Genomic DNA, 14,648 nt, shown 5'->3' with positions numbered 1-14,648 from the left:
TTAATTGTGTTTTTTATATATTCTTCTTTGTTAATGGAATAATGGTGTTCCTCTTACCATATGGTTAAATCCATTAATCAAATTAGAAAACTCATCTGAGTAGATATCGCTTGCTTTAATCGTAAAATTCCCAGACTCTACTTTCTTCATGTTAGTACGCAAATGTTGGATAGGGCTCATCACTGTAGAAAACAATAGCCATGCTCCGTATAACGATAAGGCAATTCCTAAGGTCAATATAATTGCTGCCCAAAGCCAGTATTGTGCAATGAAAAAATCTGAGTGTTCTGAAAAGCGAACAAAAGTAGCCAAGCTAAACAACATTAGAGGAAGAGCACCAATGAGAAGAGCACTTAGCTGAAATTTCGTCCGAATGGAAACAAGGACTTGTCCTTCAAGTGACAACTCATAATAATGTAGTCTCTTACCTTTATTTCTAAGCTCTTCTAGAACAGGAATAATGGATGAGGACGTTTGGAAGTATTCAAGCATCGCATGTATACTTGCTATTAATACTGCAGCAGTTGCACCATAGAAAATATATTCGTACGGAATTTCAAGGTATTGTTTTGCTATTAAAAAGTGTGTAATTGCAATCGCTGGGATTGAGAGTCCTAGCAAATGAGGCCCTAAAATTCGAATGCCTGTGAGTTTAGGAAATTTATGTGTTTGAATATAGGCTTTTTCAAGTTCTTCTATAGAAGGAGAAGCTTTTGTTAAAGCAAGACGAATTGGACGAATATGTCGCTCAAAACTAATAAATTCACAAGCTAGCATAATTAGAAATGAAACAAAGACAACAAATAGAAGATAGGGAACATCAGCTCTGTTTAGTGAAATCGTTGTAAACATTAAAACTGTTCCCACACCAAAGACTGAGACGAGAGATCCGATAATATAATTTCTTAATAATAATTTTAGAAATGTACGATATGTATTCATTAGTAGACAACCTTTTTATATTGTGCGATTTTGTAACCAATTCAATTATTTTGCATAGGTTTACAATAGGTTAATGTCTATATTTTACTAATAAAACGACTCATTAGACAATGAAAAAATTGGATATTGGTACTCATGATTGAAACGGTATGAACACCTTTCAAAAAATCTTAAGGTGGGGTTATTTATGAAAATGGATCGGCGGTTTTATGTTAGCGGTCATACGAGAGTAGGATATTTCTCTGTTTTACCTGAATTAGCTCAGCAATTTGAATGTATGTTTGTATTAAAAGGTCTCTCAATGAAACAATGCCATGAGACTCTTGAGAAAATTAGTAAAGCACTGAAGGAAAACGAGTATTCGGTTGATTTTTTCCATAGCCCAAGTAACAACGATTATGTTGAAGGTTTGAGAATTCAAGATTTGAAATTAGCTGTTATTTCCTACGATATGTTAAAGAACATCAACACAAACTTTGCAGAGCAAACAGTAATTTTTATTAACTTTAATAAATCCTTAGATGAGCAAAAGGCAGCACAATTCCTTAGACAAATCAAGCAGTTAGAACATGAGCGTGACTACCAAATCCAACTCGCATATGAACGATTTTCGCAAGCTAAAGAACACCATGAAATGAAAGAGCAAATCTATTTGTCTGCAATGGACTTTAATAAAGCAAATGAAGTAACTGATAAACTGAAAAGAGCGATCTTTCAATCGAGAAAAGGGAAAAAGAAAGTGGGCAGTAAAGAACGAATCTTTTTCGGTGCAGCAACACCAAAAGGGGCTGTCCATTTTATTGAAGAGCTGACAGCAGATTTAAAAACGAGGTATATTATAAAAGGACGCTCTGGAAGCGGTAAATCAACATTAATGCGTAAAATAGCGACAGAAGCTCTTCAACGCGGGATGGATGTAACGTATTTCCTTTGCGGGTTCGACCCCTCAAGTGTCGATATGATCATTATTGAAGATTTAAAGATTGCTATTCTAGATGGAACGGCACCCCATGTAATTGATCCAAAAAGTGATCGGGATAAAGTTATTGATATGTTCGAATTTTGTATTGATCCGAGTATCGAAGAAACCGATATGCCAGCCATTAATCAATGCGATAAAAACTATAAAGGCTGTATGAAGGATGGTACAGGACATTTAAGGAAAGCGAAAGAAGCGCAAGATGTAATTGACGAATACTATGATATGATCACCATTAAGGATAAATTAATTTCACTGCAAGAAGATACAATTCAAAAGGTTATTGAACCACTGAAAGAAGAATAGTACTCCACAAATCATTGTTGTTGTGAGGTACAAAAGTGTGAAAAGGGCTGACTCCTCACATGTCGCAGTTGCGCAAGCAGGAAATAGAAATGGTATTCAGAAGTAAATGGAGTCAGCCCTCCTTTTTAAGGTAGTAATAAGGGTCGCTGATGCTCTTTCCGCCATCATTTCAGCCAAGAGGACTCCTTCCTCAAAAATTCGTTAGAATTTTAGGTGGGAGGTGAATTGGCGGTTTTGAGTGTCATCACTAGGAATTTCTCACTTTTTTTGGTAAAATAAATATAGGAACATATGTTTGAAGGTGATATCGAAATGGAAAACTACAAAACGATGCAAATTTGGGTAAAAAAGGGACATCGTATGCATTCTTACTTTCAAGAGATGTGTCGAAACGCAAAAAATATGCATAATACGACTAATTTTTTTATTCGTCAAATTTACACGGGTCTTTATTCAAGCAAAGAGTTACACCCCCTCCAAAAAGAAGTTTTAGAAATGGTGTATCAAAACATAGATAAAATGAACGAAGTTCAGACCATTTCTTGTTTTAAAAAAATGAAAAAAGAAATGCAGAAAGAGAAAGATACACAAAAAGACATCCAATGTAATTTATTTGAGTTGCCGTCAAAAAAGAAACCTTACGTAAATTACAACTTTTTGGATGCTTTGTTTAAGGTTTTAGCACAAAACGACTATCGCTCTCTCCCTGCTCAATCAAGTCAAGGAATAATGAAAACAGTATTCCAGAACTGGAAATCGTTTTATGGTAGTTTACGAGAATACAAATCCAATCCAAATAAGTTCAAGGCAAGACCCAAAATCCCAGGATATAGTCGTGCTAAAGAAAAAGAAGTCTCTTTTTCCAATCAAGATTGTGTGATTAAAGATAATAAGTACTTGAAGTTTCCCAAAACAAAAGACCGTTTGAATATCGGAAAGTTGGGTTACTCCGAAGGTAAACTCAAACAAGTTCGTGTGAACCCAAGGTACGGACATTATGTTGTTGAGTTAATTTTTAGTGTTCCTTCTGAACAAGAAATGAAAGTTTCCAAGAAACGTTATATGTCGATTGACTTAGGAAATGATAATCTTGCAACCATCGTCACAAACACAGGTAAAACTGTATTAGTGAAGGGCAAAAATATTAAATCTGTCAATCAACGGTATAATCAACTGAAAGCCCATTTCACGGGTATTCTTCGTCATGGAAAAAATGAAAAAGAGGGTTCGTTTACCTCCAAGCGTTTAGAAAGAATTAACCATAAGCGTTTTAACCAAATCAAAGACTTGTTTCATAAAGCCAGTCATCATATTGAGAAAATCGTTTTAGAAGATGATATTGATACCATCATTATCGGTCACAACAAAGAATGGAAGCAATGCTCCAATATGGGCAAAAAAAATAACCAAGCATTCACAACCATTCCGCACAGCCTTTTAATCCAGATGATTAAATACAAGGCAGAGAGACATGGAATCAAAGTCCATGTTACTGAAGAGTCTTATACTTCAAAAGCGAGTTTCCTAGATAACGATGATATTCCAGTTTATGGTGAAAGCAATTCGAAAAAATCATTTTCTGGCAAGCGTATTAGTCGTGGTCTTTACCGTTCGAAGAACGGAATTCTTATCAATGCAGATGTAAACGGAGCAGCCAACATCATGAGCAAGGTATTCAAACATGCATTTAAAGAACCTTTTTCAGACTATAAATGCTTACTGCAACCGACATCATTCCTAATCAAATAAAAGTAATCCCAAAGGCAAGACCAATGGGATAGCGGGGTTGGGTGTTTTTAGCACACCAATGTGTCAACTCCACTGATGGTTAATCGTCATTTCCAAAGTCGATACCTCAGAAACCCCCACTTCAAATTTCGTAGAAAATAAGTGGTGGGAGTATTCATAAGTTTCTTTTTTGAACTCCTATGCGGTCTTTTAACGGGCCTGGATCGACATGAAGGTCATTATGATCATCATCGCTCACATCTTCCATCGCAAAACCGTCACCATAATCCTTCGTGTATTCCAAGTCAATTTTTGCTTCTAATCCATAATCTTTTGTACGAGGTTCAACTGTAATTCGCTTATTGTTATTTTTCATTTTATCCCTCCTATTATCGGTTAGATGAGTTATAGTTTGTTAAAATAAAGGCAATCCTATACAAAAAAACCACATTGGGAGAGGTGGTTCCTGATGACACAGCACTATCTTGAAAAAACCGAAACCGTACTAGTGGATAATGTGAAAGTGCATTATGAATATTACTGTAAAGAACAAAACGTTGGAAAGCCAGTTATCGTACTGATTCATGGTTTTGTTTCGTCAACTTATTGTTTTCGTCACCTCATCCCGAATATAGCTAAACATTATTCTGTTGTAGCTATTGATTTACCGGGATTCGGCAAAAGCGAGAAATCGAATTCTTTTATCTATTCCTTTCATAATTATGCTAATGTTATTTTTTCACTTTTGACCAAGTTAAACATTAAACAAGTAATAGCTGCAGGTCACTCAATGGGTGGCCAAGTTGCTTTATATATGGCAAAATTAAATCCTGAACGAGTTAAAAAAGTTGTCCTATTGTCAAGCTCAGGTTATTTAATGCGGGCAAAAAGAAAATACCGTTACGCTTCATACATTCCGTTTGCTCCAAGACTAGTGAAGAGCTTTTTTGTCAAACGAGATTATAAAGATGCGTTATCCTATGTTGTCTATAACAAGGAAACCGTTCATCCAGATGATGTTAGCGAATATGCAAAAGCGTTTGAGGACGATCGTTTTTCTCACTCGTTGGTCCGGGTACTGCGTCATCGAGAAGGGGATTTAACAGCGGAGCAACTTAAGGAAATTCAACAGCCGGTTTTATTGCTTTGGGGAAAACATGATCAAGTGATCCCCCCTTATATCGGAAAAAGACTGCAGGTAGACTTACCCAATGCGAATATCGTCATATTTGAAGAAACAGGTCATTTAGTACCTGAAGAACGACCGAATGAAGTAGCGGAGCAAATTATCCAATTTATAGATAAAGATTAATTGCATCCAAGTTCTAATCCTTAGTTGGTATGCTATAATATGGATGTCCTTGTTGTTGAGACTTGGAGGTGATCATTTGGATGCATTAGATGTCATAATGAATAAAGATAAAATTATTCCATATTTTCAACCAATCGTAAGTGCAGATACGCAGTTGGTCATTGGATATGAAGCATTAGCACGTATCCAAGTCGAAGACGGTGTCCAAAGCTTAGGTTGGTTTTTTAAAGATCAATCAATTCCCGAGGAGTATCGTCAGGAAGTGGATGAACATGTATGTCATCTTGCAATTGAAAAACTATTAGAACATGACATAGAGGCAAAACTGTTTATCAATGTAGATATGAATGAAATTTTAGAAAATAATGGAGAACATCTAATAAATAATTTAAAAGCTTACGAATCAAGAGGACTCTCACTATCAAGTATCGTAATAGAATTCGCCGAGCAGGATTTTAAAGGGAATATTTCGTCGTTAAAGCATCTATTAACTTATATTCAAAGCTTGGGAATTCAAATCGCTATTGATGATGTCGGGAAAACGGGAAGTAACTTAGACCAAATAGCGCTGCTGAGACCGAATATCGTCAAGGTAGATTTAGAGTTTTTAGAAGGCGATGCTTTTCCACAACTTTATCGTGATGTCCTCTATTCTCTATCCTTACTTACTAGAAAAATAGGGGCAACTTTAATGTTTGAAGGAATAGGTAGTTTTAACCAGTTAAACTATGCCTGGAGAAATGGCGGTCACTATTATCAAGGCTACTATCTATCAAGACCGAAACCAACCTTTCAGGAAATAGATTTTTGTAAAAGCTCACTAAAAAAGGAATTCCACCATTTTATTCACTTCGAACGAAAAAAGATTGAGGCGCAGATTACATTGACTGAGAAGCTCTCACAGTTGATAAGGCACTCGATTAAGAAAGTGAAGGCACTCGATAGTTATGATGCGGTTGTCATGCAAATCGCTAAGGAATTGAGTAATATCTCGTTTCGAGTATACATTTGTGACCATGATGGCTATCAGCAATCGGGTAATGCTGTTAAAGATGAAGAAAACAATTGGAATTTACAAGAAGGAAGCCGCTTTAAAAACTGGAGTTGGCGACCTTACTTTCTTGAAAACATCGTTCGGATGAATTATGAAAAAAGAGGAATATTATCTGATCTTTATACGGATATTGAAAAGGACGAAATGATTAGAACGTATTCTTTTCCGATTGATGATCATTTATTTTTATTCGTTGATATTCCATACAGTTACTTATTTGAACAGGATGGATTAATGTAAACTTAACAAATGCCCCCAAACGATGTCTGTTAAAGGATAGGGGGGCTTTTTTTATTTTTGTGAAAAATTAATTATTTTTAAAACTATAGTCAATTGGAGCAAAAACCATTATCCTTTATAAGGTGAGTTTTCTCTGTTCGTTTTAGGAAGTCACTTTAAAGTAAGACATTTTCATATATAAGAAAGGAGTGTAGAGGAATATGGTACCCAATCGATCTGTGTTTAAGCTCATGGCTTATTTGTTTTTTGCATATTCAATCATGACTATCGTAATGAGTTATATGCCAGTTTACTTTAGGTATCAAGGAATGACTGCCAAAGAGCTTGGTATTCTTTTAGCAGTAGGTCCGCTCGCTTCTATTTTTGCTCAACCGTTTTGGGGCTTTATGAGCGATAAATTTAAAACGATTAAACGAATTTTAATTATTGTAGTCGCCGGAACTTTCATTGCGACTCTCGGACTATTTCAGATGAATAATCTCGTTGGCTATACGATTATGATGTTTGTATTATTTTTATTTTTAGCCCCTGTAACTGCTTTAGGCGACAGCCTTTCTCAAAAAACGGCTCTACAACATAAAGTAAGTTTCGGACGAATTCGAATGTGGGGTTCGTTAGGTTTTGCAACGTCATCCTTACTTGCCGGTTATTATTTAACATTCGTCGGCATCCAGTTCATCATGTTTCCTATTTTAGTAATGGCTATTATTACGTTTGTATTTGTGTTATCAATCAACGATGTTAAAGCGACGAATAAACCTGTAACGATCTTAAATGCTGTCAAAATAGGAGCGAATCCACGCCTTTTCACGTTTTTGTTGATTATTATTTTTATTTCGATTACCCACCGCACAAATGATAATTACCTTGGAATATTTGTGACTGAATTAGGTGGAAAAGAGTCATTAATCGGATGGGCATGGTTTATCGGGGTTGTCTCAGAAGCGATCGTTTTCTTTGCAGCAGCTTTTTGGTTCAGAAAGTTTAACCCGTTAACGTTTTTAATGATTTCCGCTGTTTTATACAGTGTCCGTTGGTTCCTTATGGGAGCTGCAACAATGCCTGAAACCTTGCTTATTTTACAAGCTTTACATGGTCTCACTTTCGGAATTTTTTACATTGCAGCATTTCAAATTGTGACCAAGTTAGTGCCTGAAGAGTTACAAGCAACGGGTCACGTTTTATTTATAACAACGTTTTTCGGGATCTCAGGTATTATCGGTGCATTTATCGGAGGTTTAATTATCGAAAGTGCGGGTGTTGCCCAACTATATAGCTATTTAGGCTATTTATCGGTCATTGGTTTCTTCGGTTTAATGATTTATAAATTCGTAACTGAAAATCGTCTCGGCGAAACAGTTGAATATTCCAATACATAGAGGCTGCTTACAAAGTAGCCTCTATTAGACTTTTTTATGGGATATAAGTTAAAATTTTTGTAGTGAACGATTCTAGTGATGGAAGTGAGTATCATGCAAATATCAACTTCGCTGCATAGTAATAACGTTATGATTGACTCTGACGAACTGATACAAGTTTTAGAAAAAATGACAAGGACATTAACAGAAGCGGGCCATACAAATACCAAAGTAAATGAACTAACTAGGAAACTCCGGAAACAAGAGTATGGAATTGCTTTCTGTGGACATTTCTCAGCGGGGAAGTCAACGTTAATTAATGAATTACTGGGGGAACACATACTGCCATCCAGCCCAATTCCTACAAGTGCCAATGTTGTAAAAATGATGAGCGGGCCTCCAAAGGTCATTGTTGAATATACAGATGCTTCGGTTAAAGTATTTGAAGGAACGTATGAAAATGATGTCGTGCAAGAATATTGCCGAGATGGAAACAATGTAACGAAATTGACTATTTTTAATGATCGACACGGCCTACCTAAAGATATATACATACTAGATACACCTGGGATTGACTCTACTGATGATGCACACCGAGTAGCAGCCGAGTCGACATTACACATTGCTGACACAGTTGTGTACATGATGGATTATAACCATATACAATCCGAAATTAATTTTGCTTTTCTAAAAGAAATGAATAGAAGATTTAAAAAGGTCATTTTAGTTGTTAATCAAGTTGATAAACATCGAGAATCTGAAATGAGCTTTGAGGATTTTAAAGCACATACGATTCAGTCTATTGAAAATGAGGGGATTTCCTTTGACGCTGTCTTTTTTACATCAGCCATTGATCGCTTCTATGTATACAATGAACTAGACAAACTGAAAAAATACTTGGAATCCATTATTAATAATCGGAATCAATTATTGTCAGTTAGTGTCTGGAAAGAGGCTTCCTTAATTATTTCAGAACATGAACAATGGTTAAAAAAGTGGTACAACAAACAATTGCAACAGTTTGAACAACTGTTATTCCCTCATCAATTGACAGATGAGTCTGACTTAAAGGATCAACTAGAGAAACTAAAAAAGGAAACAAAGCCACCGAAAGCAGTGTTAGAGGAGTTTGAGGAAAGTTTTTTACTTCAGTTTAGTACGTTATTAAATAACGCAAATTTAATGCCATACCATACTCGGAACTTAGCAAGGGATTTCCTTGAAGCAGAACAAATCGGCTACAAAGTAAGAGGGTTGTTTTCTGCGAAAAAAACGAAAGCAGAAAGAGGACGCAGGCGAGAGGCTTTGTATCAAGAACTGAAAGAAAATGCAGTAACTTATATTGATATTCATCTTAAAGATATGTTTTTTAAACTATTAAAAAAGTATGAGATACGAGAAGAAAGGCTAAGTCAGGCCGTCCATGATTTTTCTGGCCAGCTGCAAGAAGATGTGATTACTCGATCACAGAAAAGAGGTGCCTTATTTTCTCATGAATATGTTTTAAACTTTTCAAAAACTTTAATGGATGAAGTTAAAAGTCATTATCGAAAAAAAGCGAACAAACTTTTAGGAATCGCGCTGGAGACGTTAAGTGAAACACTAACCCGCCAAACGAAAGCACAGGTTAGAAAGCGGGATGAGTTAGAAAGAAAAGTAGCAGCATATACCGGCATTCATGAGATTTATGAAATTATTGAAGAAAAAGTTCAGCGATTAACGAGTATGCTAGAAGTGCTTAACAGGTATCAATCAGACAAGAAAATAGAAACAGTTTCCCAGTCGTTCCAATTTAAAGAAACGTGTGAGGCAAGAGAACAGAAGAAATGTATCAATTTAAGCCGATTAGGTAGTGAAACAGGAACTGTTCGTCTTTTTGATTTGGTTAATGAGAAGGAGAGAAGATTAAAAGCGGCGCATCATATTGACAATATAGGCAGGATTGTTGCAAAATTACCTAGTTTGGGAAGAGTATCTGAGAATTTTTTTGATCAGAGTAATCGCTTAAAAGACAGGACATTTACGATTGCTCTTTTTGGAGCCTTTAGTTCGGGGAAATCATCATTTGCGAATGCATTAGTTGGTGAGAACGTCCTTCCTGTATCACCGCATCCAACAACAGCGACAATCAATAGGATCTTGCCGCCGACAAAGGAGTGTACCCACGGAACGATTCATGTTTACTACAAACAGGAAGAAGTTGTTCTAGGGGAAGTAAATGAAATTCTCCAAGTAACTGCTAAATCAATTAATAATTTAGGGGAACTGAAACTTTTATTAGAGGAGAGGCAAAAAGCTGTTGAATATTCAAAACAGCATGATCAAGACAATAAAGGAGAAAAAGAGGAAAAAGAGACGAAAGTCGACCTTTTTGAACTGATTCATCCGAATCAACTCCAATATTTAACGTTTATTGTAGAGGGATACGAGTCAGTGAAGGACCAACTAGGGAATACACTTGCGGTAACGTATGAAGACTATAAAAAGCTAGTTGCTACTGAGCGATTTGCAGCATTTATAGAACGAATTGATGTCTATTACAATTCACCTATTGCTAAACAAGGCATTACACTTGTTGATACACCAGGGGCAAATTCCATTCATACTAGACATACAAAGCTTGCCTTTAACTTTATCAAGCATGCAGATGCGATCGTTTTTCTGACGTATTATAATCATGCGTTTTCAAAGAGTGACCGAGAATTTCTCATTCAACTAGGTCGGGTTAAAAATTGCTTCGAAACAGATAAAATGTACTTTGTTATAAATGCCGCTGATTTAGCACAAGACGAAGAAGAAATGACACTGGTCACTTCTCATGTTGAAAAAAATTTATTGCAGTGTGGAATTCGCTTTCCGCAAATTTATCCAATTTCAAGTCAGCTGGCTCTTCTAGCAAAAATAAAGTCTGCCCGAACGCTTACTGCTGGAGAAAGTGATGTATTCAACGAACTTTTATTGGGTGGTCGAGGAGAAGAAGCTCTTGAATATTCAGGAATTACGAGTTTTGAAACTTCCTTTTATTCGTTCGTGTTAAATGACTTAACAAATGTTGCGATCCGCAGGGCAAATGGTGATCTCACTCAGCTATGTCATACGTTACAAAAGTGGTATGAGGATGCAAATAAGGATGAAGCGTCAAAACGCCAGCAACGGATAGAGCTTAGTCAGGTAGTTTCTCAAAAACAGCAAGAGATCGATGAGACATGCTTCAACATTGAAGAGCAGCTCGTTCGACAGGAGATACATGAATTAATATATTATGTCAAACAGCGAGTTTTTTATCGTTACTTCGATGAATTTAAAGAACTGATTAATCCGAGTCAGTTTAAAGAAGACGCTGATTTTCAGAAACAATTACATCTAGGGGTGCACAATGTTCTTCAATTTTTAGCGCATGATTTAGTCCAAGAATTACGTGCGACGGGCTTTCGTCTAGAGGTGTTTATTAGCAAAAGTCTAAGCGACATTGAAAATCATATGGTGGAAAAAATTATTCAAGGAGACGGTCTACCGTTGTTACGATACAACGTGACCCCAATAAAAGAGCTGGACATTGAAGCTTTTTCGCAGCTGCGTGTGTCTGATCTTGAAGCAGAAATGAAAGTTCATGAAAGCAGCAAAACATTTTTTGTTGAAAAAGGAAATTTGCAGTTGAGGGATGAGATTGAAGAGCGGTTACGATTGCCCGTAGATAGCTACTTAAAAAAGTATCGAAATCATTTTGAAGATGTTTTCGTAGTATGGTTTCTAACTGAATTAAATCAACTAAAGTTACACCATATTTCAGAGCTGGACCATTATAAGCAGGAACGACTGGCTGTATTAGCGGATTATAACCAGTCTATTCTGATTGGCGAAGTTCTTGATAAATTATCTGCAGAGCGTAATGACCTATCTACTTATGTCGTTACATAGTGTACGATTTTGCAATCAAGATGAGGAGTAAACTAGTAAGGAAAACTAAATAGTGAGGAGGACATAGATAAATGAAGGTAATTGTTACAGATGCAGCCATTGCGCGCTTAGAATTAGAATTCCAATTAGAGCATATCTATCTTCGCGTACTAGCGATTGATACGTACGAATGAAGTACGATGTTGGAGTTTCAACTTGCTCTGGATGAGCAAGCAGTAGATGATGAAGTATTTACATTTGACAAGGTTCACGTCCTACTTGACCAAAAGGCGCTGGAAGAGGTCGGGAAATATTTAAAAATCGATTATTATGAAAACCAAGGCTTCCGCCTTATTAATTCTTCCCAAACTTTAGCCTATGGTTTACGAATAAAAAAGAAAACATCGTAATAAAATCTTGAAGCTAACTCAGTCTTAAAAGTTTTAGTCCATTCCGCCGTTTGTCTAATGTCGAAGAATGTACTGAGTTAGCTTCGTTCTAATTATGCTTTTGGAGTAAAGAATGAGCTCACCGACTTTACAAGTGGTGAAATTTGATTTACCGTTTTGACGACTTGGTCAACAGTTTGGAATGTTTTCGAAATATCAAATTTTCCATCTGGTCCCGTAAACGCATTAAAGAAGGCAGGCCCCTGTGGCCGGTACGGATTTTGTGGACCGAAATGATTGGGCCCTTGATTAACTGGGAAGCTTTGCTGTATATTTGGTTGCTGCGTGTTTTGCTGTAAAGGTAAGTTATAATTTGCGCTAGGATATGGAAAAACTTCAGGTGAGTAGAGTCCCCCATGGAACGGATTAGAATTTTGATATTGATTAGAAACATAGTTAGGTTGCTGTTGATGGTAAGGAAAACCTTGAAAACCAAAAGATGAGTCATTATAAAAATTCATTTTAACCCCTCCGCTTACATACCATTATTCAATATCGATGACATGACGTCGATTCGGAACTTTTATTGTTAATAATCCATTTTGATACTTAGCTTTTACATCTTTTTGTGTCACGGGAAATGGCAATGGGATGACACGTTCTTTAACTTGCGAAGAAAATTGTTGTTTAACATATTTGTCTACTTCATTCTTTTCTTCCATGAACTCTTCTTGTTTGACGCCAATCTTTACATGACTTTGATAGACATCTAAGATAATTTGTTCTTTTTTTACACCTGGTAGTTGTGCTTCAATAATAAATGCTGAGTCCGTTTCATAGGTTTGAACTGGGATTTGTGAGTGAAACATACCATTGTTGTGAATGTTTTGAAAAGCATCGTAAAAAAATGAGTCAATGGACTTTAAAAAATCATTGTAAGATTTCTTAATAACATCAGGTAATTGTGGTTCTTTTTTCTTCTCACTCATACAGATCACTCCATTTAATACTTATATCTACTTTACTATATGAATGAAGGTTTGTTTCTGTTAGTGATATTCGCCTAAAGGACATATACCTATTAAAAAAAGGAGGAGAACGTATGAAGATATTTGATGCCCATTGTGATGCGCTGCTAAAACTTTGGGAAAAAGAAGAGCGTAATTTTACGAATTCAAGTGAGATTGATGCCAATTACGAAAGACTAATGAAAGGCGGAGTGAAAGTTCAATGTTTTGCATTATTCGCTGAGCCAGACCTAACGATTGAAGAAAAGTATCAATCCATTTTAAAACAAATTGAATTATTTCAGACAGAAGTCATTAATAAGCATGATCAGGTGAAGCATATTAAGGATTGGAAGGATATTGCTCAATTAAATGATGGAGAGATTGGAGCTGTCCTCACACTCGAAGGGGTTGACTGTATCGGGGATAACCTGACGAAGTTAAACATCTTTTATCAGCTTGGGGTCAAGTCTGTTGGCCTGACTTGGAACCAAGCAAATTTATGTGCTGATGGGGTTGGGGAGCCGCGTGGAGCTGGTCTTACTTTATTAGGAAAAGAGCTTGTTCAGTTGAATAACGAACATAAAGTATGGACCGATGTCGCTCATCTTAGTGAAAAGGGTTTTTGGGATGTCATGGAATTAGCAGATTATCCAGTTGCGACTCATTGTAATGCTCGTGCCCTCTGTGATCACCGACGAAATTTGAAAGATGAACAAATCTTAGAATTAGTAAAAAAGGATGGTTGGGTAGGTCTCGTTTGGCACCCGATCTTTTTAACTGGGACGGATCACGCAACGATGACGGACTGCATCCGGCATATTGATCATTTGTGTTCGCTTGGAGTAAAGGACCATATTTTATTTGGATCTGATTTTGACGGTATTTCTGTCTTCGTTAAAGGTCTAGAGAACGCAAGTAAATATCCTGATTTTATCGAAGAGTTGCTTAAACATTTTTCAGAAGATGATGTTAAACGGTTTGCATATGGCAATTTTGAAAGGTATATAAATCGTATAACATAGCTTGGCAAAAGTTACTATTGCTTATATACTTTAAGAAAGGAAAGAGGTGAAGAACATGTTTATTACAGATAAAGCCAAAGCACTAATCCTAGCAGCAATGGAAGAGAACAATTCTTCATCAATCCGTGTCGTATTTGCAGGCATGGGTTGAGGGGGTCCAAAATTAGGACTGGCTCTGGATGAGCCAGAAGATAGCGATAAGATTGAAACAATTAATGGTTTAACAGTAGCGATTGAGGATCACGTTATTCCTTTTGTCGAGAATATTACGTTAGATTGTGTAATGAATGAGTTTGGAAAAGAAGCTTTAACCATTATAGGAAACAGTGATTGTTGTTAGTACGCAGTCAATAGGAGGAACGCCAGGGTCTTTTAAATGATCCAGGCGTTTCCTTTTTTATTGGCTTTTTT

The 14,648-nt window shown here is 36.4% G+C and carries 13 protein-coding genes; 9 read left to right on the top strand and 4 right to left on the bottom strand.

Going from position 1 to position 14,648, the window contains the following annotated elements:
* Positions 1-30: 30 nt before the first annotated feature.
* Positions 31-942 carry a methyl-accepting chemotaxis protein gene (locus tag N7Z68_RS05415; protein WP_275117452.1) on the bottom strand — a complete coding sequence of 304 codons (912 nt, stop codon included), beginning with the start codon at positions 940-942 and terminating at the stop codon, positions 31-33.
* A 187-nt stretch (positions 943-1,129) separates the two neighbouring features.
* On the opposite strand from N7Z68_RS05415, the gene N7Z68_RS05410 reads away from it, so the two are divergent.
* Positions 1,130-2,227, top strand: coding sequence for a hypothetical protein (locus tag N7Z68_RS05410; protein ID WP_275117451.1), 1,098 nt, complete (start codon positions 1,130-1,132; stop codon positions 2,225-2,227).
* A gap of 312 nt (positions 2,228-2,539) precedes the next feature.
* Positions 2,540-3,976 carry an RNA-guided endonuclease InsQ/TnpB family protein gene (locus tag N7Z68_RS05405; RefSeq protein WP_275117450.1) on the top strand — a complete coding sequence of 479 codons (1,437 nt, stop codon included), beginning with the start codon at positions 2,540-2,542 and terminating at the stop codon, positions 3,974-3,976.
* Between the two features lie 154 nt (positions 3,977-4,130).
* Here the strand turns inward: N7Z68_RS05405 and N7Z68_RS05400 are convergent, their stop codons facing one another.
* On the bottom strand, positions 4,131-4,331 hold the full coding sequence (locus N7Z68_RS05400) for a hypothetical protein (RefSeq protein ID WP_275117449.1): 201 nt from the start codon (positions 4,329-4,331) through the stop codon (positions 4,131-4,133).
* A 93-nt stretch (positions 4,332-4,424) separates the two neighbouring features.
* On the opposite strand from N7Z68_RS05400, the gene N7Z68_RS05395 reads away from it, so the two are divergent.
* The 5 genes from N7Z68_RS05395 to N7Z68_RS05375 all read left to right on the top strand — a co-directional run bounded on the left by N7Z68_RS05395 (position 4,425) and on the right by N7Z68_RS05375 (position 12,226).
* Entirely contained in the window at positions 4,425-5,267 is an 843-nt protein-coding gene (locus N7Z68_RS05395; protein WP_275117448.1) for an alpha/beta fold hydrolase, read from the top strand.
* Positions 5,268-5,343: 76 nt separating this feature from the next.
* A complete protein-coding gene (locus tag N7Z68_RS05390) occupies positions 5,344-6,561 on the top strand; it encodes an EAL domain-containing protein (RefSeq protein WP_275117447.1) in 1,218 nt (405 codons plus the stop codon).
* A gap of 200 nt (positions 6,562-6,761) precedes the next feature.
* Positions 6,762-7,940 carry an MFS transporter gene (locus N7Z68_RS05385; protein ID WP_275117446.1) on the top strand — a complete coding sequence of 393 codons (1,179 nt, stop codon included), beginning with the start codon at positions 6,762-6,764 and terminating at the stop codon, positions 7,938-7,940.
* 93 nt (positions 7,941-8,033) lie between these two features.
* Positions 8,034-11,837 (top strand): dynamin family protein, encoded by a 3,804-nt coding sequence (locus tag N7Z68_RS05380; RefSeq protein WP_275117445.1) that lies wholly within the window; start codon positions 8,034-8,036, stop codon positions 11,835-11,837.
* Between the two features lie 179 nt (positions 11,838-12,016).
* The gene (locus N7Z68_RS05375) at positions 12,017-12,226 is read left to right on the top strand and encodes a hypothetical protein (RefSeq protein WP_275117444.1); all 210 of its coding nucleotides are present in this window, start codon (positions 12,017-12,019) and stop codon (positions 12,224-12,226) included.
* 92 nt (positions 12,227-12,318) lie between these two features.
* On the opposite strand, the gene N7Z68_RS05370 is transcribed toward N7Z68_RS05375, so the two are convergent.
* Together N7Z68_RS05370 and N7Z68_RS05365 are read right to left on the bottom strand one after the other, a co-directional pair.
* On the bottom strand, positions 12,319-12,726 hold the full coding sequence (locus tag N7Z68_RS05370; protein WP_275117443.1) for a YppG family protein: 408 nt from the start codon (positions 12,724-12,726) through the stop codon (positions 12,319-12,321).
* A 24-nt stretch (positions 12,727-12,750) separates the two neighbouring features.
* Entirely contained in the window at positions 12,751-13,194 is a 444-nt protein-coding gene (locus tag N7Z68_RS05365) for an Hsp20/alpha crystallin family protein (protein ID WP_275117442.1), read from the bottom strand.
* 113 nt (positions 13,195-13,307) lie between these two features.
* Here N7Z68_RS05365 and N7Z68_RS05360 point away from each other — a divergent pair, with 113 nt between their 5' ends.
* Both N7Z68_RS05360 and N7Z68_RS24425 read left to right on the top strand, forming a co-directional pair.
* A complete protein-coding gene (locus N7Z68_RS05360; RefSeq protein WP_275117441.1) occupies positions 13,308-14,237 on the top strand; it encodes a dipeptidase in 930 nt (309 codons plus the stop codon).
* Positions 14,238-14,292: 55 nt separating this feature from the next.
* Positions 14,293-14,577 (top strand): HesB-like (seleno)protein, encoded by a 285-nt coding sequence (locus N7Z68_RS24425; protein WP_441296786.1) that lies wholly within the window; start codon positions 14,293-14,295, stop codon positions 14,575-14,577.
* Positions 14,578-14,648 lie beyond the last annotated feature (71 nt).

Source organism: Alkalihalobacterium chitinilyticum (assembly GCF_029028005.1).
Lineage (GTDB): Bacteria > Bacillota > Bacilli > Bacillales > Bacillaceae_F > Alkalihalobacterium > Alkalihalobacterium chitinilyticum.
The sequence above is the reverse complement of the archived record's forward strand: the minus strand, read 5'-3'. Positions and strand labels throughout refer to the sequence as shown.